The organism is Planococcus sp. 107-1, from assembly GCF_021513255.1.
Lineage (GTDB): Bacteria > Bacillota > Bacilli > Bacillales_A > Planococcaceae > Planococcus.
In genome coordinates this window covers 2,157,642-2,176,901 of the sequence record NZ_CP090977.1, presented here as the reverse complement: position 1 = coordinate 2,176,901, position 19,260 = coordinate 2,157,642, and the positions used below count along the sequence as shown (strand labels likewise).

Here is a 19,260-nt window from a genome sequence, read left to right as displayed (position 1 = left end):
AAGTTGTGAAATGATGAAATCGATAAAACCAGTATATGAAGAGATAAAAAACCAATTAAATGGCATCCGGCCAGGCGTTGAAATTGTCGCTGTTACGAAACAAGTGAGCGTTCAGCGAACGCTTGAAGCAATTGACGGGGGATTCTGCATTTAGGGGAAAACCGGCCGGAAGGTTTGAAAACAAAGCAAGAGTCTATAACTTCAGATGCAGCTTGGCATTTTATCGGGAATTTGCAGACGCGAAAAGTTCGCGATGTGATTGACCAGATCGATTACCTGCACTCACTGGACCGCATGAGCTTAGCAAAGGAAATTGAAAAACGTGCAAGCAAGCGGGTCAAATGTTTTGTGCAAGTGAACGTTTCCCAAGAAGAGACGAAAAGCGGCCTGCTTCCTGAAGAAACTTTGGCATTCATAGAATCCTTGCAGTCTTTTGAGAAAATTGAAGTAGTGGGCTTAATGACGATGGCACCAAACACAGAAGATGAATCCGTGATCCGCAATGTGTTTAAGGGCTTGAAATCACTTCAGCTTGAAATTGCATCAAAAGGATGGGCGCATGCACCTTGTACCGAATGTTCAATGGGCATGTCCAATGACTATTTGATCGCTGCTGAAGAAGGAGCAACTTTTGTCCGTATTGGAACTGCATTGGTAGGATCTGAAAGTGAGGCAACGGGATGAGCATTAAAAACAAATTCAAGAACTTCTTTTATTTAGAAGAATATGAAGATGATGAGCCGATTCAGCAAGAACCGAAGCCGCAACCGGCTCCGCGGTATGAGAAGCCGGCTGCAACCCAACAGGAAATCAGAAAACCTTCTAAAGAACGGAGACAAAAAGCAGTGGAGAATGCAACCGCAACGCCTAATCTAGTCAGTTTGCAAAGTGCTGTGAAATCCTCGAAAGTGATTTTGGCAGAACCTAGAGTCTATGCCGAAGCTCAGGACATAGCAGAGAATTTGAAAAACAAAAGAGCAGTTGTAGTCAATCTGCAGCGCATTGAAAAAGACCAAGGCCTACGCATCATCGATTTCCTTAGTGGAACGGTTTATGCGCTAGGCGGCGACATCCAACGCATAGGGACCGACATCTTCTTATGTGTGCCGGACACTGTTGAAGTCGACGGTGCCATTTCGGATTATTACTACGATGATCAACAATAAAAGAGGTGCATGAAGGACCAATGATAGCTATCGTAAATTTATTATTAGTTGCAATAAACATCTATTCGTTCATTTTGATCGCGAGTATCTTAATGAGCTGGCTGCCAAATGCAAAAGAATCTGGTTTTGGAAGAATGCTTTCGAGTATAACAGATCCTTATCTGGATATTTTCAGAAGGTTTATTCCGCCGCTAGGCATGATTGATTTTTCACCGATCGTTGCGATTTTTGCATTGAATTTGGCAAGCCGTGGAATCGTCGTTTTATTTAATTACTTTTATTAATTACCTCACAGTTGTGGGGTTTTTTAGTTGGTAGACCATTCGAAAGCGAAAGGGGCAATTGGCATGGATTCATTATTCCAGCATTTCCGTAAAGATGAACAGCAATTTATCGAACAAGTATCCGGTTGGATGATTGATGTAGAAGACCGTTATACACCCAAGTTGACGGATTTTCTTGATCCGCGCCAGCGCTTTATCGTACAGGCTGTGCTTGGTTCAAGCGATATTCAAATGGCCGCTTCCGGTTTGTTTGAAGACGCTGAGCGGCAGCGCGTGCTCTTGTATCCGTCTTATTATGAAGTCCAGCAAGAAGATTTCCGAATTACGGTCTATGAACTGAAGTATCCGACAAAATTTGTAACGCTGCAGCACCCGGAAGTGCTGGGCTCTATGATGGCTATCGGGTTGGACCGCAATAAATTTGGCGATATCCAAATTGATGGGCAAACCATCCAGTTAGCGGTCGCTGATGAAGTAAGCGCGTATTTGCATGCGAATTTCACGTCTGCTTCAAAAGTGAAGGTGCATCTGGAGGAAATAACAAACGAAGAAGAGTTTATCACCGTAAAAGAAGAATGGTCTGAGGAAAGCCACACGGTCAGCTCGATGAGACTTGATACCGTGATGAGCTCTGTCTACAATATTTCGCGCCAAAAAGCGTCTTCGTTGATCACGGGCGGCAAGGTGAAAGTGAATTGGACGGTTCAGGAACAGCCTTCATTTGAATTGCACGAATCTGATATGCTGTCATCGAGAGGGCTTGGCCGCGTGAAAGTGCTGATGGTGGAAGGGCGTACAAAAAAAGATAAAATCCGCCTCCAGATTGGCCGTTTGGAAAGCAGCAAATAAGCGGTTCTGAAAAATTACGAAATATTACTGATATTTATGCCAATGGACTGTATAATGTAAATTACGACGAGATGTTAAGGAGAGGTGCACGAAATGCCATTATCCCCGCTGGATATACATAATAAAGAGTTTAGCCGAGGGTTCAGAGGATATCAGGAAGACGAGGTCAATGAATTCCTGGATCAGATCATCAAAGACTACGAGCTTTTGCTGAAAGAGAAAAAAGAATTGGAAGAGCGTTTAAAACAGACGGATGAACGCGTCGGCCATTTCACGACCATCGAATCCACTTTGCAGAAATCGATTGTCGTCGCTCAAGAAGCGGCAGAAGAAGTGCGCCGCAATTCACAGAAAGAAGCGAAGTTGATTGTCCGCGAAGCGGAGAAAAACGCTGACCGCATCGTCAATGAGTCTCTGACGAAAGCCCGCCGCATCGCAATGGAAATCGATGAGTTGAAAAAGCAATCCAAAGTATTCCGCAATCGTTTCAGAATGCTTGTTGAAGCGCAGCTGGATCTGATTGATACGGATGACTGGGAAACTTTGATGGAATACGATATCGATACAACCAATCTGGATAAGCTTGAAGCGAAAAAAGAAGAATACTGAACTTGACGCTTTCACAGCTTGCTTTTATAATTACATGAAATGGTTTTTATAACGACTATATACAAACGCATTGATAGAGACAGTATTCAGTTCAATTCGACAAAGCGATCCAGGGACAGTGGGAGCCTGGTGAAGGATGTTCTGATGAAATCACTCTTGAGCCGTTTTGGTGAACTGGAGTAGCCAAAACCGTCTACGCCACGTTACGGCGATCGAGTGGCAGCTTAAATTCAGCTGCAACAAGGGTGGTACCGCGAGTTTAAGCTCCTCGTCCCTTTCCAGGGATGGGGGGCTTTTTATTATGTCTATAGGAGGAATTTTGATGGAATACAAAGATACGTTATTGATGCCGAAAACCGATTTTCCGATGCGTGGCAATTTGCCGAACCGGGAACCGGAAATGCAGAAAAAATGGGATGATATGAACATTTACCAGAAATCATTGGAGCGCACCAAAGGGCGTCCGTTCTTCATCCTTCATGATGGCCCGCCGTATGCAAATGGCGATCTTCATATGGGACATGCGTTGAACAAAGTGTTAAAAGATATGATCGTCCGTTCCCGTTCGATGATGGGCTTCCATGCGCCGTATGTTCCAGGCTGGGATACGCACGGTTTGCCGATTGAACAGGCATTGACCAATAAAGGCGTTAACCGCAAAGAAATGTCGCTTGCTGAATTCCGCAAGCTTTGTGAAGAATATGCGTATGAACAAATCGACAACCAGCGTTCACAGTTCAAGCGCATCGGTGTCCGCGGCGATTGGGAAAATCCATATGTCACGCTAAAGCCTGCTTATGAAGCCCGCCAAATCGAAGTATTCGGTAAAATGGCGAGCAAAGGCTATATCTACAAAGGCTTGAAGCCGGTTTACTGGTCCCCATCAAGTGAATCTTCTTTAGCGGAAGCTGAAATCGAATATCAGGATAAAAAATCTCCATCCATTTATGTTTCATTCCCCGTGACGGACGGGAAAGGCGTATTGGCAGAAGGCACGAAATTAGTCATCTGGACAACAACTCCTTGGACGATTCCGGCGAACTTGGGAATTACGGTTCATGCGGATCTTGACTATGTGGAAGTTTCAGTGAACGGCTCTCTTTACGTCATCGCCCGTGCTCTTTTAGAAGACGTTGCTCAGGAACTGGGCTGGACTGATTATGAAGTGGTTCGCGAAATGAAAGGCGAAAAACTGGAGCATATTTTGGCGAAACACCCATTGTATGACCGCACTTCGCTTGTGATGCTCGGCGACCACGTTACGACAGATTCCGGTACAGGGTGCGTTCATACTGCGCCTGGACACGGGGAAGACGATTTCCTAGTCGGTAAAAAATACGGCTTGGATGTTCTGTGCCCGGTGGATGAGCGCGGAGTCATGACGGCTGAAGCTCCTGGATTCGAAGGCGAATTCTATGACAAAGCCAATAAATCGATCACAGAAGCTTTGGATGCAGCAGGAGCGCTGGAAAAACTATCGTTCATCACGCACTCGTATCCGCATGACTGGCGTACGAAAAAGCCGGTTATCTACCGCGCGACGGCTCAATGGTTCGTTTCAATCGAAGCTTTCCGTGACCAGATTTTAAAAGCGATCAATGAAACAACGTTTACTCCCGCATGGGGCGAAACAAGATTATTCAATATGCTGCGTGACCGCGGCGATTGGAATATTTCACGCCAGCGTGTATGGGGTGTGCCGATTCCTGTATTTTACGCTGAAAATGGCGACCCGATCATCACAGATGAAACGATTGCCCACATTTCCGGTTTATTCCGTGAACACGGGTCAAACGTATGGTTCGAACGTTCAGTAGCAGAACTTCTGCCAGCTGGATTTACGCATCCAAGCAGCCCGAACGGCATTTTCACAAAAGAAACGGACATCATGGATGTTTGGTTCGATTCTGGATCATCTCACCAAGGCGTATTGGATGAGCGCGAAGATCTTCAATATCCGGCTGATTTGTATCTAGAAGGATCTGACCAATACCGGGGCTGGTTCAACTCATCTCTATCAACGAGTGTCGCGATCAACGGAATTGCACCTTATAAAGGCGTATTGAGCCATGGCTTCACGTTGGATGGCAACGGCCGCAAGATGAGTAAATCACTAGGGAACGTCATCGTACCTGCGAAAGTGATGAACCAAATGGGTGCCGATATCTTGCGCCTATGGGTTGCATCTGTCGACTACACAGCGGACGTGCGCGTTTCGGATGAAAACTTCAAGCAAGTATCGGAAGTTTACCGCAAAATCCGCAATACGCTTAAATTCCTTCACGGGAACTTGGCGGATTTCAATGAAAAAGAGCATCGCGTAGCATTTGAAGATATGCGCGAAATGGATCAATACATGGTCATGAAGCTGAACAAAATGATTGATGCGGTGAAGAAAGGCTATGAAACTTACGAGTTCTCGTCCATCTACCACGCATTGAACGGCTATTGCCAAAACGATTTGAGTTCATTCTATCTGGATGTTGCAAAAGACGTCGTATATATCGAAGCAGCTGACCATCCGCATCGCCGTGCGATGCAAACGGTCATGTTCGATTCGTTGATGGCGATCTTGAAATTGGCAACGCCGATCATTCCGCATACAACAGATGAAATGTGGGGCTATCTAGGCTTCGTGGAAGAAGAAAGCGTTCAGCTTACGGACTTCCCAGAAAGCCAGGAAAATCCAGCATTCGCTGATTTGGAAGCAAAATGGTCCCAGTTCATGGACGTCCGCGATGCAGTCTTGAAAGCTTTGGAAGAAGCCCGTGCTGCGAAAGTCATCGGTAAGTCGTTGGAAGCGAAAGTTACCGTTTTCGGCAATGAAGAATTGAAAAACTTGTTATCTTCCGTAGACGACAATGTAGCTCAATTGTTCATCGTTTCCCAGTATGAATTTGGCGGTGCAGAAGCACCGGAAAACGCATTGAAATTAAACGACGCGGCAGTTGTTGTTGAAAAAGCGGAAGGCGAAAAATGTGAACGCTGCTGGACGGTTTCAAAAGAAATCGGCCAAAGTGAAGCGCATCCGACGCTTTGCCCACGCTGCGCAAGCGTTGTAGAAACGCAATACGCTTAATAGGTAGAGAGCAGGAAGAACCGAATCAGGTTCTTCCTGTTTTTATTTCCAAATTATTGAGTGGAAAGTATTTCGACCTTCAAGGGAAGTAAATGAAAATACTAGATAACATATGAGGATCTTTCCACCTCGCACTTCTGGTAAGAAAAAATAAGCATGCTTTCGCCCGCATACTTTTTTATCGGGGGATGTGTTAAAATAAACTGACTGATGAATTGACGGGGGAAACACATGTTTATTTATTATGGAATTGCATTGCTGATCGTTGCAGCCGATCAGTGGACAAAATGGCTAGTATTGAAACATATGGAGTTAGGCGAGCGCATCCCGGTAATTGAACCTTATTTAGCGTGGCTATCTCACCGGAACCGAGGGGCAGCCTGGGGCATGCTGGAAGGCAAAATGTGGCTTTTCGCCATCATTACGATAGCGGTTATTATCGGCATTCTTTATTATTTCCATAAACACGCAAAAGGGCAGCCATTATTCCAATTGAGTTTAATGATTATCCTTGGCGGAGCGGTCGGAAATTTCATCGACCGGATGCTCCGTGGAGAAGTTGTCGATTTTGTAGATGTATTAATCCCGATCATCAATTATGATTTTCCGATATTCAATGTAGCGGATGCCGCATTGACCGTCGGCGTTGTGCTGATGATTATATTTGTCATTTATGACGAAAAACAAGAAAAGAAAAAGGTGTCTTAATGGAAGATTTAACGTTAGAAATTACAGAAGAAATGGCTGGAGAACGCATCGATAAAGTGGTTTCAGCTATGGATGAAGACTGGTCGCGTTCGCAGATTGCGAACTGGGTCAAAGACGGTGCCATCAAAGTCAACGGCGAAATCGTCAAACCAAATTACAAAGTGCGGCTAGAAGATATCATTATAGCGACTCCGCCGATTCTAGAAGAACTGGACGTTGTCCCGGAAGATTTGAATCTGGAGATTGTCTATGAAGACGCAGACGTTTTAGTAGTGAATAAACCAAAAGGAATGGTGGTCCATCCGGCTCCAGGCCATTCCCAAGGAACTCTAGTTAACGGATTGATGCATCATTGCAACGATTTATCAGGCATTAACGGTGTCGTTCGCCCTGGAATCGTCCACCGCATCGACAAAGATACATCGGGCTTATTGATGGTCGCTAAAAATGATGCATCCCACCACTCGTTGGTGGATCAATTGGTGAAAAAGACCGTGACGCGCAAATATGTGGCGCTTGTCCATGGCCATATACCGCATGACAAAGGCACGATTGACGCACCGATTGCGCGTGACCCGAAAGAGCGCCAGAACATGTCAGTTGTCGATAAAGGCAAGCATGCTGTCACGCATTTCCGCGTGCTTGAACGCTTCGGCAATTTCACGCTTGTTGAATGTCGTCTGGAAACAGGCCGTACCCATCAAATCCGCGTCCATATGAAGTATATCGGCTTCCCGCTTGTCGGAGATCCGAAGTACGGACCACGGAAAACGATGGACATCGGAGGCCAGGCGCTTCATGCAGAAGTGATCGGATTCAATCATCCGAAGACTGGAGAATACATGGAATTCTCGGCGGAACCCCCGGCAGAATTTGCGGAGCTTTTGGAATCTCTTCGAGAGAAGGATTGACAAACCGCCACGTTGTTCTTTATACTTGAAAAAACCAATCGAATACGAAACACCTTTAATAACAGTCCAGAGAGGCTGAGAAGGTACATACGCTAAGCCGGAAGACTGTCTTCCGTGCTGAATTTTTCTGCGCATCTATCCTCTTGCCTTTCTGGCAAGAGGATTTTTTAGTTGAATAAGAAAGTATAGAAATTAGAATTGCGCTTCCGGTGTCTAGACGGGCGCTTGCGCTTTTCTTATTTGGAAAAGGAGAGAAAACCATGGTTGAAAAAGCAGAAATTTTAGATGAGAAAGCCATTGCCCGAGCGATTACCCGCATTGCGCATGAAATAATCGAACGCAATAAAGGAATCGACGAATGCATATTGGTCGGCATCAAAACACGGGGAACATTCCTCGCCCAGCGGCTCGCAGAAAAAATTGAGCAGATTGAAGGCAAGCCGATTTTAAAAGGGGAACTCGACATCACGCTTTACCGCGATGATTTAAGCCTGAAGCATAAGAATCAGGAACCGCTCGTCCAGCAAGTCGACATCGAACACAATATTTCGAGTAAGAAAGTCGTGCTGGTGGACGATGTGCTCTACACGGGAAGAACGGTGAGAGCGGCCATGGATGCCGTAATGGATCTTGGCCGCCCTTCGCAGATTCAACTCGCGGTCTTGATTGACCGGGGGCACCGGGAACTGCCGATCCGGGCAGACTTTGTCGGCAAGAACATCCCGACTTCAAGTGAAGAACGGATAGTCGTCCAAATGATGGAAAGCGACGGCAATGACCGCGTCGCGATACACGTTTAAGAATAGGGGAGAACAGATTGTGACTGACGCGATTTTAGATGTAAAAGACAAACCAAAAGCAGGCCAATGGATTTCATTGAGCTTGCAGCATATGTTCGCCATGTTCGGCGCAACCATCCTGGTACCGCAATTAGTCGGCTTGAGCCCGGCGATTGCTCTCTTAACAAGTGGAATTGCGACCATCATCTTCATCATCATCACACAATTTAAAGTACCCGCTTATCTGGGATCTTCCTTTGCATTTATTGTCCCGATAACGATTGCGACTGAAACTGGCGGCATCGGATCGGCGATGATCGGCGCCATGTTTGTGTCACTCGTCTACGCGATTGTCGCCTTAGTCATCTGGAAAACCGGCTACCACTGGCTCATGCAACTCCTTCCGCCGATTGTTGTCGGACCGGTCATTATCGTGATCGGACTGGCCTTGTCTGGAACAGCAGTCGACATGGCGATGAACATCACGGTCAACGAAGTCAGTCAGTATAGCTTCAAGCATTTCTCAGCAGCGCTCGTAACCCTGATTACTGCCATCATTAGCAACATCTATTTCAAGAACATCATCAGCTTGATGCCGATTTTAATCGGAATTATCGTCGGCTATATTTACTCAGCGATTATCGGAATCATCGACTACACGGCAATCACCGAAGCCAACTGGTTTGCAGTGCCGGACTTCCTGATTCCAGGAGCGGATTATTCCTTCACAGTGACACCGACTTTGCTGTTTGTCATGGTGCCGATTGCGATTGTCACCATATCAGAACATATCGGGCATCAGCTTGTGCTCGGAAAAATCGTGAAACGAAATTACATAAAAGATCCGGGATTGCATCGCTCGATTCTGGGTGACGGCATTGGAACTTTTATCTCTTCACTGGTCGGCGGACCTCCGAAGACCACTTACGGCGAGAACATCGGCGTACTCGCCATCACACGCGTCTACAGCGTCTACGTGATTTTAGGAGCTGCTGTCTTCGCCATCATCTTTTCCTTCCTCGGGAAAGTAATGGCGGTGATCGACACTATTCCGACAGCGGTGCTTGGCGGCATTTCCATCTTGCTGTTCGGGATCATCGCTTCTTCCGGCCTTCGCATGCTGGTCGATAACGGCATCGATTTCGGGGACAAACGAAATCTCGTGATTTCATCGGTCATCCTGGTCATTGGGATCGGCGGCGCGAAAATTGAATTTAGCGAAGCGTTCTCAGTTGAAGGAATGGCATTGGCTGCCATCATCGGGGTCTTGCTGAACTTGATCTTGCCGGGACGAAATAAAGAAGAAATTGACGACGGAACTGAATAATCACCTTTTAATGAATGTCCAGAGAGGCATGGAAAGGTTTGGATCACGGGCTCGCTATGCCCTTATTTCCTCACACCTTCCTTGCCTCAGGAAGGTGTTTTTTTATAGCTGAAATGAAGAGAGGATGGATGGACATGCCGGACGTACTGACAATGAACACCTTAGACAATGAAACCATCATGCATTTATTAGAGCGGGCAGGCGAATTCAAAAGCGGCAAAAGCCAGCCGATGACCGGCACGGTCGTGAACTTGTTTTTCGAACCGAGCACCCGGACCAAAATGAGCTTTGAAATGGCGGAGCATAAAATGGGTTTGACGGTCCTGCCATTTGAAACAGCTTTCTCGAGCGTGTTGAAGGGAGAAACGCTCTACGATACAGTCAAAACTTTTGAAGCGATCGGAGTCGATGGAGTCATAATCCGCCACGAAGAAGAAGCGTATTACGAACAGCTCGCCGGATGCAAGATTCCAGTCATCAACGGCGGAGACGGCTCCGGCCAGCACCCGACGCAGTCTTTGCTCGACCTCTTCACGATCTACCAGGAGTTCGGCAAAATCGGGGGCATCCACGTGACGATTGTCGGGGATATCGCCCATAGTCGAGTGGCCAAATCGAATGCAGCAGCTTTAGAAAAATTAGGTGCAAGAGTTTCCTTTGTCTGTCCGGACGAATGGAGTGGCGGATACAAAACATCTGAACAGCTGGATGACTTTATTGAAACGACGGATGTGGTGATGATGCTCCGCGTCCAGCACGAACGCCACGCCGTATCGGCCTTATTTTCGAAAGAGCATTACCACGAGCAATACGGGCTAACCTTAGAGCGTGAGCGGAAAATGAAAGACGGGGCGATCATTATGCACCCAGCTCCAATTAATAGAGGAGTTGAAATCTCGGATTGTCTTGTTGAATGCAGCCGTTCACGGATCTTCAAACAAATGGAAAACGGCGTCTTTATCCGGATGGCGGTACTTGAATACGCAATGAAAGGGAGAGTGTAACCATGAACTTATTCATTAAAAACGTAAACATGCTAAAAGATGGAGAATTGGCACCTGCAGCTATCCGCATCAGGAATGGACGGATTGAAGAAATCGGAACTGAACTGGCAGCACAGGGAGAACCCGAAATCGACGGCCATGGCCGATTGATCGCTCCGGGATTTGTGGATGTACATGTGCATTTACGGGAGCCGGGCGGCGAGCAAAAAGAGACAATCGCAAGCGGCACGCAATCAGCGGCAAAAGGCGGCTATACGACAATCAGTGCGATGCCGAATACACGCCCAGTGCCGGATACGAAAGAAAATCTGCAGCATGTGAATGGGTTGATTGAAAAGAACGCGGTGATCCGGGTATTGCCTTATGCTTCGATTACGATCCGGGAAGCGGGCAAAGAGCGCACGAATCTCGCAGAATTGAAAGAACACGGTGCTTTTGCTTTCACGGATGACGGAGTGGGAATCCAGGAAGCGGGCATGATGTACGAAACGATGCAGGATGCAGCAAAGATTGACATGGCGGTTGTCGCGCATTGCGAAGACAATAGCCTCATATACGACGGGGTGATGCATGAAGGGAAGCGAAACAAAGAGCTAGGGCTAAAAGGCATTCCTTCAATCGCGGAATCTGTACATATTGCACGGGACGTGCTGCTCGCTGAAGCAGCCGGCGCCCATTACCATGTTTGCCATGTTTCGACGAAAGAATCGGTGAGAGTGATCCGCGATGCAAAGCAGGGCAGGCATCCGAGTGACGGCTGAAGTGACGCCGCACCATTTGTTGATGACTGAAGATGATATTCCAGGGAACGAGGCGAATTACAAAATGAATCCGCCGCTTCGCGCGAAAGAAGATTTAGAAGCGCTCCATGAAGGGTTGCTCGACGGCACGATTGATTTTATTGCGACGGACCACGCACCGCATACGGTCCAAGAGAAATCGAACGGCATGGAAAAAGCGCCATTCGGCATTGTGGGATTTGAAACAGCGTTTCCGCTTCTTTATACACAATTTGTCGAAACCGGGAAATGGACGCTCGCACAATTGATCGATTGGCTGACGGTGAAGCCAAGCCGGACTTTCAACTTGCCGTATGGAACGATGGAAGAAGGCGGAATTGCAGACCTGGTTTTGCTCGAGCTTGACAAAGAACAGAAAATCGACGCGGAGGCATTTCTGTCGAAAGGCAAAAACACACCATTTAACGGATGGACCTGTAAGGGATGGCCGGCAATGACCATTTTCGGAGGACAAATCGTTTGGCAGGAGGGGGAAAAATAATGAAACGCTATTTAATCTTGGAAGACGGAACGGTATTTGAAGGAACAGCATTCGGCAGTGAAGGGGCATCGGTCGGCGAAGTGGTGTTCAATACGAGCATGACCGGGTATCAGGAAATCCTCTCAGACCCATCTTACTGCGGGCAAATCGTCACCATGACCTATCCGTTGATCGGCAATTACGGCATCAACAGCGATGATTTCGAATCGATCGAACCGGCTGTAAAAGGAATGGTCGTCCGGGAAGCGGCTGAATTTCCATCGAACTTCCGCTGCAATACGACATTGGATGACTTATTCCGGATAAAAGGAATTCCGGGGATCGCAGAAATCGATACGCGGAAATTGACGCGTTTGATCCGTTCAAAAGGCTCCATCAAAGGGATTTTGACAGCAGCCGTAGAGACGGTGGACGCAGTAGAAATTGTCGCCAAACTGCAAGAGACGGAATTGCCGACTGATCAGGTGGCCAAGGTTTCAACAGCGCGGCCGTATCCAAGCCCAGGTCGCGGAAAACGGGTTGTTCTGATCGACTACGGCATGAAACACGGCATATTGCGGGAACTCAATAAACGCGATTGCGACGTGATCGTGGTTCCTTATAATACAACATCTCGGGAAATTCTCGCTTGGGGCCCGGACGGCGTCATGCTGTCAAACGGACCGGGAGACCCGAAAAACGTAGAAGAATGCGTGGAAGTTGTCCGCGAATTGCTTGGTGAAGTTCCGATTTTCGGAATCTGTTTGGGGCATCAATTATTTGCCCGCGCTTGTGGGGCTGAAACCTTCAAATTGAAATTCGGCCACCGGGGAGGCAACCACCCGGTAAAAGATCTGACTACCGGACGGATCGAAATCACTTCCCAGAACCACGGCTACGCAGTAGATGAAAATACGCTGCAAGGAACGCGTCTGAAAGTGACGCACCAAGCCATCAACGATGGCACGAATGAAGGGCTTTGCCATATGGACTACCCGGCTTTCACGGTGCAGTACCACCCGGAGTCATCGCCTGGACCGGAAGATTCCAATTACTTGTTCGACCGTTTCATCGACATCATGAACGCAACTCGAAAGGAGCAGCAATATGCCTAAAAGACAAGATATCCAAAGTATACTCGTCATCGGATCGGGTCCGATCGTCATCGGCCAAGCAGCAGAATTTGACTATGCAGGGACGCAAGCCTGCCTCGCGCTGAAAGAAGAAGGATACCGGGTGATTTTGATCAATTCCAATCCGGCAACCATCATGACCGATACGGAAATCGCGGATAAAGTTTATATCGAACCCATCACATTGGATTTTGTCAGCCGGATTCTCCGAAAAGAGCGGCCGGATGCCTTGCTGCCGACATTGGGCGGCCAAACAGGATTGAACATGGCGATTGAACTTGATGAGTCGGGCATTCTTGATGAACTGGGGATTGAAATTTTAGGGACGAAGCTGGAAGCGATCCATAAAGCGGAAGACCGTGATTTGTTCCGTACTTTGATGAACGAACTCGGCGAACCGGTTCCGGATTCCGATATTATCCACAACTTAGAGGAAGCAAAAACCTTTGTTGAACGCATCGGCTATCCAGTCATTGTCCGCCCGGCATTTACACTCGGTGGAACAGGCGGCGGAATTTGCCACAACGATGAAGACCTTCAGGAAATCGTGACGAGCGGGTTGAAATACAGCCCGGTTACCCAGTGCCTATTGGAAAAATCGATTGCGGGCTTCAAGGAAATCGAATACGAAGTGATGCGCGACGCAAATGACACAGCGATTGTTGTCTGCAACATGGAAAATATCGACCCGGTCGGTATCCATACAGGCGATTCAATTGTGGTGGCACCGAGCCAGACCTTGTCTGACCGGGAATACCAGATGCTTCGGAATGTATCGCTGAAAATCATCCGTGCCTTGAAAATAGAAGGCGGCTGCAATGTCCAGTTAGCGCTTGACCCGTATAGCTTCAATTACTACATCATTGAAGTCAATCCGCGTGTCAGCCGTTCATCGGCGCTTGCATCAAAAGCGACCGGCTACCCGATTGCGAAACTTGCTGCAAAAATTGCGGTCGGACTGACGCTTGATGAAATGATGAACCCGGTAACGGGCCGCACCTATGCAGCGTTTGAACCGGCGCTTGACTACGTGGTAGCGAAAATTCCACGTTGGCCATTTGATAAATTCGAGTCGGCAAAACGCAATCTAGGGACTCAGATGAAAGCGACAGGGGAAGTCATGGCGATGGGCCGCTCGTTTGAAGAAGCGATCTTAAAGGCGGTTCGCTCACTGGAAACCGGCCAATTTCACTTGGACTTGAAAAAGGCGGAAGCGATGAGCGACGAATGGATCGAGAAGCGCATCCGCCGTGCAGGCGATGAGCGTTTGTTCTTTATCGGCGAAGCGCTGCGCCGCGGCGTTTCAATCGAAACAATCCACGACTGGAGCCAGATTGATTTATTCTTCCTGAAGAAGTTCTCGAATATCGTGCAGTATGAAAATGTGCTTCAAGCGAATCGTTTTGATTTCGGCATAGCGAAGAAAGCGAAGCGCATGGGCTTTGCGGATAAGACGATTGCGAAGCTGTGGGAAGTGCCGGAGCAACAAGTCTACAACTGGCGAAAAGAACAAAAACTGATGCCCGTCTATAAAATGGTGGACACGTGCGCAGCTGAATTTGAATCGGAAACGCCGTATTTCTACGGAACATACGAAGATGAAAATGAGTCCATCCGTACGGAAAAAGAAAGCATCATCGTCCTTGGATCCGGACCGATCCGCATCGGCCAAGGAGTTGAATTCGACTACGCCACTGTGCACTCGGTATGGGCGATCAAAGAAGCAGGCTATGAAGCAATCATCATCAATAACAACCCAGAGACGGTTTCGACGGATTTCTCCATCTCAGACAAATTATACTTTGAACCGTTAACGGTTGAAGATGTCATGCATATCATTGAAATCGAACAGCCAAAAGGCGTCGTGGTCCAATTCGGTGGCCAGACGGCAATTAACCTTGCTGAAAAGCTGGAGCAAAACGGAGTGAAGATTCTGGGTACTTCGCTAGAAGATCTTGACCGTGCAGAAAACCGCAATAAGTTCGAAGCGGCCCTTCACGAAATCGGCATTCCGCAGCCGCTTGGAAAAACGGCGATTTCTGCTGAAGAAGCGATTGTGATTGCCAATGAAATCGGCTACCCGGTCTTAGTACGGCCATCTTATGTGCTCGGCGGACGGGCGATGGAAATTGTCTACAACGAAAATGACTTGAGCCATTATATGGAACATGCAGTCGAAGCAAGCCCGGAACACCCTGTACTAGTTGACCGCTACTTGACGGGAATCGAAATCGAAGTAGATGCCATTTCAGACGGAGAAGACGTGCTGATCCCAGGCATTATGGAACATATCGAACGCGCAGGCGTACATTCGGGCGATTCGATTGCCGTCTACCCGACGCAGAATATTTCGCAAGTGCTTTTGGATACCTTGGTGGATTATACGACCCGCTTAGCGAAAGGCTTGAATATTGTAGGCTTGCTGAATATCCAATACGTCATCTCGAAAGGCGAAGTATTTGTCATTGAAGTCAATCCGCGTTCAAGCCGGACTGTGCCTTTCATGAGTAAAATTACAGCCATTCCGATGGCCAATATTGCGATGAAAGCGATCCTCGGCCATGGCATCAAAGAACAAGGATTCACGCCAGGACTTGCACCGCTTTCAAAAGGCGTCTACGTGAAGGTGCCGGTGTTTTCTTTTGCAAAACTGCGCCGCGTCGACATCACACTCGGGCCAGAGATGAAATCGACCGGGGAAGTCATGGGCAAAGATTCCACGCTGGAAAAAGCGCTTTATAAAGGCCTAGTGGCAGCTGGTATGGAAATAAAAGACCACGGGACGGTGCTGATGACCATTTCCGATAAAGATAAAGAGGAAGCAATTGGCTTAGCGAAGCGTTTTACAGCAATCGGCTACCATATCATGGCGACCGAAGGCACAGCGAGCACGCTGGAAAGCGCAGGAATCAATGTGTCGACTGTCGGAAAAATCGGTTCAGATGGCCAAACTTTGATCGATGTCATCCAAAATGGCCGTGCCCAGCTTGTCATCAATACATTGACGAAAGGCAAGCAGCCGGAACGCGACGGCTTCCGGATTCGCCGGGAATCGGTGGAAAACGGCATTCCGTGCCTGACTTCACTGGATACAGCGGAAGCGATGCTCCGCGTTATCGAATCGATGACCTTCTCTGCGGAGGAAATGGGGGCAGGCGTATGATTCGGCAACAGCATATGAAGATCGTCAGCCAACAGGAAATCGCCAAGCGCATTTTTGAACTGACGGTCGAAGGAGATCTCGTAAACGATATGATGGCTCCGGGACAGTTTGTCCATATACGGGTAGCGGATAGCTATGAACCGCTGCTCCGCCGTCCGATATCTGTCGCATCCTACGACAAGGAAAAGCAGCAATTCACGATGATCTACCGAGCGGAAGGAAGAGGCACGAATTTATTGGCTGAAAAAAGCCCGGCGATGGCCTCGATGTATTGGGTCCGCTTGGCAACGGCTTTCCGGTCGAAGAAGCTGCGAAAAAAGCTTATTTGATCGGTGGGGGAATCGGCGTGCCGCCTTTATACGAATTGTCGAAAGCGCTCAATGAACGCGGCATTGAAACGGTGCATATTCTAGGCTTTGAAAGCAAAGACGCCGTTTTTTATGAAGCAGAATTTAAAAGTCTCGGCGACACCCATATTGCGACGGTCGACGGCTCGCACGGAACCCAAGGTTTTGTGACGCATATTTTGAACGAGCTGCCGAAAGATTTTGATGCCTATTTCAGCTGCGGACCGACGGCGATGCTTGAAGCGGTGCAATGGGCATATCCGGAGAAAAAAGGGTTCTTGTCATATGAACAGCGGATGGGCTGCGGCATCGGCGCTTGCTTCGCCTGCGTCTGCCGAACGACGAAAAGCGAAACGGATTACATCAAGGTTTGTTCAGATGGACCGGTATTTCAGGCGGGGGTAGTGATTTCATGACGAATTTAGCGATAAAGCTTCCAGGACTCGAGTTAAAGAATCCGATCATGCCGGCATCCGGCTGCTTCGGCTTCGGGAAAGAATATGCGCAGCTCTACGATTTGTCCCAACTTGGCGCGATCATGATCAAAGCGACGACAGTTGAAACACGGCTTGGCAATCCGACGCCACGCGTTGCAGAAACTGCTTCCGGCATGCTGAATGCCATCGGGCTGCAAAATCCGGGGCTCGCAGGAGTCCTCGGTTCTGAACTTCCATGGCTAGAACAATTCGACGTGCCGATCATTGCCAACGTTGCCGGAACGACGACGGAAGACTATGTGGAAGTGGCAAAGGAAATTTCGAAAGCGCCGAATGTTCACGCGCTCGAAATCAACATTTCCTGTCCGAACGTCAAACAAGGGGGCATTACATTCGGCACAGATCCGGACGTGGCGCGCGAACTTACACAGGCGGTAAAAGCTGTCTCTTCTGTGCCGGTATACATTAAACTGTCTCCGAATGTCACGAATATCGTATCAATCGCCAAAGCGGTCGAAGCAGGCGGTGCGGATGGCATCACGATGATCAATACTTTGCTTGGCATGCGCATGGATACGAAAACCGGCCGGCCGGTCATCGCGAATATCACAGGGGGATTGTCAGGCCCTGCCATCAAGCCGGTCGCGCTTCGCATGGTCTATGAAGTGAGCCAGCATACGGATCTGCCAATTATCGGCATGGGCGGTATAACGAATGTCGACGATGCCATCGACTTCCTGTCAGCAGGTGCAAGCGCAGTAGCTGTGGGCACGGCTAATTTCGTCAATCCGTTCGTTTGTACGGAAATCATCGAAAAGCTGCCTGAAAGGCTGCATGAACTCGGATTTGATTCGGCAGAAGAATTAATCGGAAGGAGCCATCGCTTGTGAATAAACCCATTATTGCGTTAGATTTTTCTTCAAAAGAGCAAGTCGAAAAATTTTTGGCACAGTTTGATGATCCGCTTTTCGTGAAAGTCGGCATGGAACTTTTCTATCAGGAAGGACCTGAACTTGTTAAAATGATTAAATCGATGGGCCACCAGATCTTCCTCGATTTAAAACTGCATGATATTCCAAATACGGTAGAAGCCGCAATGCGCGGACTCGCAAAACTGGGCGTCGATTTGACCAATGTCCACGCGGCAGGCGGTTTGGAAATGATGAAAGCGGCGAAACGGGGATTAGCCGGTTCAGCCACTCAATTGATCGCCGTGACGCAATTGACGTCAACAGATGAAACGCAGATGCACGAAGACCAGCTGATTTATGTCAGCCTGGAAGAATCGGTCCTGCATTATGCAAAACAGGCGAAGCGCGCAGGATTAGACGGTGTCGTCTGTTCCGTGCTTGAGTCATCGGCGATTGCAAGGGACTGCGGAGATGCGTTTTTAAAAGTGACGCCAGGGATCCGCTTAGCCGGGTCGGCTGCAGATGACCAAAAACGGGTGGCGACGCCGACAGCAGCGAAAGAACAAGGATCAACGCATATCGTTGTTGGTAGAGCGGTCACAAAAGCGGGAAATTCCGCTGCAGCCTATAGCCAGATTAAAAAAGAATGGAGCGGTGAATGATGAAACAGCATATTGCACGCCAATTACTTACTATCGGAGCCGTTGAATTGCGTCCGGAAAATCCGTTCACTTGGGCATCCGGTGTCCAATCACCGATATATTGCGACAACCGCCTCACCATGTCTTATCCGGAAGTGCGAAAAGAAATCGCCAAAGGCTTGGCCGAATTGATCGAGGAATTCTATCCGGAATGTGAAGTGGTAGCGGGAACAGCGACAGCGGGGATTCCGCATGCTGCCTGGGTCAGCGACAGGCTCAATTTGCCGATGGTCTACGTTCGTTCCAAACCAAAAGAGCACGGCCAAGGCAATATGGTCGAAGGGAAAATCGAGACAGGCAAAAAAGTGGTTGTTGTCGAGGATTTGATTTCCAAAGGGGGCTCGGTTCTTCAAGCAGCTGAAGGATTAAAAGCGGCTGGTTTTGAAGTGCTCGGGATTGCCGCTATTTTTACATACGATTTGCCGCAGTCGATTGAAGCCATCACGGCGGCTGGATTTACGTTCCATACACTGACGGATTTTCCGGCGCTTGTTGAGGAAGCGAGAGCAAACGGCGCCATTCAGGAAAAGGATTTGCCGATGCTTGCCGATTGGCATGAACGATTAAAGGCAGGCACCTTAAAGTAAAAGCA

15 protein-coding genes, 3 pseudogenes and 1 other annotated feature are annotated in these 19,260 nt (G+C 48.2%); all 18 genes and pseudogenes read left to right on the top strand.

Features of this window, described 5'->3' with window-relative positions; all coding sequences use genetic code 11:
• The first annotated feature begins 13 nt into the window (after nucleotides 1–13).
• A pseudogene (locus L0M13_RS11465) lies at nucleotides 14–684 on the top strand (YggS family pyridoxal phosphate-dependent enzyme).
• Nucleotides 681–1,166 carry a cell division protein SepF gene (locus tag L0M13_RS11460; RefSeq protein WP_235196620.1) on the top strand — a complete coding sequence of 162 codons (486 nt, stop codon included), beginning with the start codon at nucleotides 681–683 and terminating at the stop codon, nucleotides 1,164–1,166. The pseudogene L0M13_RS11465 and the gene L0M13_RS11460 overlap by 4 nt, the downstream one beginning before the upstream one ends.
• Nucleotides 1,167–1,186: 20 nt before the next feature.
• Complete coding sequence (locus tag L0M13_RS11455; protein WP_052651118.1) at nucleotides 1,187–1,450, top strand: YggT family protein; 264 nt, start codon at nucleotides 1,187–1,189, stop codon at nucleotides 1,448–1,450.
• Between the two features lie 63 nt (nucleotides 1,451–1,513).
• The gene (locus tag L0M13_RS11450; protein WP_235199318.1) at nucleotides 1,514–2,299 is read left to right on the top strand and encodes a YlmH family RNA-binding protein; all 786 of its coding nucleotides are present in this window, start codon (nucleotides 1,514–1,516) and stop codon (nucleotides 2,297–2,299) included.
• Nucleotides 2,300–2,392: 93 nt separating this feature from the next.
• Nucleotides 2,393–2,908 (top strand): DivIVA domain-containing protein, encoded by a 516-nt coding sequence (locus tag L0M13_RS11445; RefSeq protein ID WP_052651120.1) that lies wholly within the window; start codon nucleotides 2,393–2,395, stop codon nucleotides 2,906–2,908.
• A gap of 61 nt (nucleotides 2,909–2,969) precedes the next feature.
• Nucleotides 2,970–3,187 (top strand) — a binding site (T-box leader).
• A 43-nt stretch (nucleotides 3,188–3,230) separates the two neighbouring features.
• Complete coding sequence (gene ileS, locus L0M13_RS11440; RefSeq protein ID WP_235196619.1) at nucleotides 3,231–5,987, top strand: isoleucine--tRNA ligase; 2,757 nt, start codon at nucleotides 3,231–3,233, stop codon at nucleotides 5,985–5,987.
• A 231-nt stretch (nucleotides 5,988–6,218) separates the two neighbouring features.
• Complete coding sequence (gene lspA / locus L0M13_RS11435; protein ID WP_235196618.1) at nucleotides 6,219–6,695, top strand: signal peptidase II; 477 nt, start codon at nucleotides 6,219–6,221, stop codon at nucleotides 6,693–6,695.
• Entirely contained in the window at nucleotides 6,695–7,606 is a 912-nt protein-coding gene (locus L0M13_RS11430) for an RluA family pseudouridine synthase (RefSeq protein WP_235196617.1), read from the top strand. The genes lspA and L0M13_RS11430 overlap by 1 nt, the downstream gene beginning before the upstream one ends.
• A gap of 260 nt (nucleotides 7,607–7,866) precedes the next feature.
• The gene (pyrR, locus tag L0M13_RS11425; RefSeq protein ID WP_235196616.1) at nucleotides 7,867–8,406 is read left to right on the top strand and encodes a bifunctional pyr operon transcriptional regulator/uracil phosphoribosyltransferase PyrR; all 540 of its coding nucleotides are present in this window, start codon (nucleotides 7,867–7,869) and stop codon (nucleotides 8,404–8,406) included.
• Between the two features lie 19 nt (nucleotides 8,407–8,425).
• Nucleotides 8,426–9,712, top strand: coding sequence for a solute carrier family 23 protein (locus L0M13_RS11420; RefSeq protein ID WP_235196615.1), 1,287 nt, complete (start codon nucleotides 8,426–8,428; stop codon nucleotides 9,710–9,712).
• A 134-nt stretch (nucleotides 9,713–9,846) separates the two neighbouring features.
• Nucleotides 9,847–10,716, top strand: coding sequence for an aspartate carbamoyltransferase catalytic subunit (locus L0M13_RS11415; protein ID WP_235199317.1), 870 nt, complete (start codon nucleotides 9,847–9,849; stop codon nucleotides 10,714–10,716).
• A gap of 2 nt (nucleotides 10,717–10,718) precedes the next feature.
• A pseudogene (locus L0M13_RS11410) lies at nucleotides 10,719–11,997 on the top strand (dihydroorotase).
• The gene (locus L0M13_RS11405; RefSeq protein ID WP_235199316.1) at nucleotides 11,994–13,091 is read left to right on the top strand and encodes a carbamoyl phosphate synthase small subunit; all 1,098 of its coding nucleotides are present in this window, start codon (nucleotides 11,994–11,996) and stop codon (nucleotides 13,089–13,091) included. Before L0M13_RS11410 ends, L0M13_RS11405 begins: the two are co-directional and overlap by 4 nt.
• Nucleotides 13,084–16,272: a carbamoyl-phosphate synthase large subunit gene (gene carB, locus L0M13_RS11400; protein ID WP_235196614.1), complete on the top strand. Its 3,189-nt coding sequence runs from the start codon at nucleotides 13,084–13,086 to the stop codon at nucleotides 16,270–16,272. Before L0M13_RS11405 ends, carB begins: the two co-directional genes overlap by 8 nt.
• Nucleotides 16,269–17,035: pseudogene (locus tag L0M13_RS11395) on the top strand (dihydroorotate dehydrogenase electron transfer subunit). The gene carB and the pseudogene L0M13_RS11395 overlap by 4 nt, the downstream one beginning before the upstream one ends.
• The gene (locus L0M13_RS11390) at nucleotides 17,032–17,946 is read left to right on the top strand and encodes a dihydroorotate dehydrogenase (protein WP_235196613.1); all 915 of its coding nucleotides are present in this window, start codon (nucleotides 17,032–17,034) and stop codon (nucleotides 17,944–17,946) included. Before L0M13_RS11395 ends, L0M13_RS11390 begins: the two are co-directional and overlap by 4 nt.
• Entirely contained in the window at nucleotides 17,943–18,629 is a 687-nt protein-coding gene (pyrF, locus tag L0M13_RS11385) for an orotidine-5'-phosphate decarboxylase (RefSeq protein WP_235196612.1), read from the top strand. Before L0M13_RS11390 ends, pyrF begins: the two co-directional genes overlap by 4 nt.
• Nucleotides 18,629–19,255 carry an orotate phosphoribosyltransferase gene (gene pyrE / locus L0M13_RS11380; protein ID WP_235196611.1) on the top strand — a complete coding sequence of 209 codons (627 nt, stop codon included), beginning with the start codon at nucleotides 18,629–18,631 and terminating at the stop codon, nucleotides 19,253–19,255. Before pyrF ends, pyrE begins: the two co-directional genes overlap by 1 nt.
• Nucleotides 19,256–19,260 lie beyond the last annotated feature (5 nt).

Bases quoted from the DNA above. Each gene is read 5' to 3' on its own strand.
- pyrE (WP_235196611.1), top strand. From the start codon at position 18,629: ATGAAACAGCATATTGCACGCCAATTACTTACTATCGGAGCCGTTGAA.
- L0M13_RS11415 (WP_235199317.1), top strand. From the start codon at position 9,847: ATGCCGGACGTACTGACAATGAACACCTTAGACAATGAAACCATCATG.
- L0M13_RS11455 (WP_052651118.1), top strand. From the start codon at position 1,187: ATGATAGCTATCGTAAATTTATTATTAGTTGCAATAAACATCTATTCG.
- pyrR (WP_235196616.1), top strand. From the start codon at position 7,867: ATGGTTGAAAAAGCAGAAATTTTAGATGAGAAAGCCATTGCCCGAGCG.
- L0M13_RS11430 (WP_235196617.1), top strand. From the start codon at position 6,695: ATGGAAGATTTAACGTTAGAAATTACAGAAGAAATGGCTGGAGAACGC.
- carB (WP_235196614.1), top strand. From the start codon at position 13,084: ATGCCTAAAAGACAAGATATCCAAAGTATACTCGTCATCGGATCGGGT.
- lspA (WP_235196618.1), top strand. From the start codon at position 6,219: ATGTTTATTTATTATGGAATTGCATTGCTGATCGTTGCAGCCGATCAG.
- L0M13_RS11445 (WP_052651120.1), top strand. From the start codon at position 2,393: ATGCCATTATCCCCGCTGGATATACATAATAAAGAGTTTAGCCGAGGG.
- L0M13_RS11390 (WP_235196613.1), top strand. From the start codon at position 17,032: ATGACGAATTTAGCGATAAAGCTTCCAGGACTCGAGTTAAAGAATCCG.
- L0M13_RS11450 (WP_235199318.1), top strand. From the start codon at position 1,514: ATGGATTCATTATTCCAGCATTTCCGTAAAGATGAACAGCAATTTATC.
- L0M13_RS11460 (WP_235196620.1), top strand. From the start codon at position 681: ATGAGCATTAAAAACAAATTCAAGAACTTCTTTTATTTAGAAGAATAT.
- ileS (WP_235196619.1), top strand. From the start codon at position 3,231: ATGGAATACAAAGATACGTTATTGATGCCGAAAACCGATTTTCCGATG.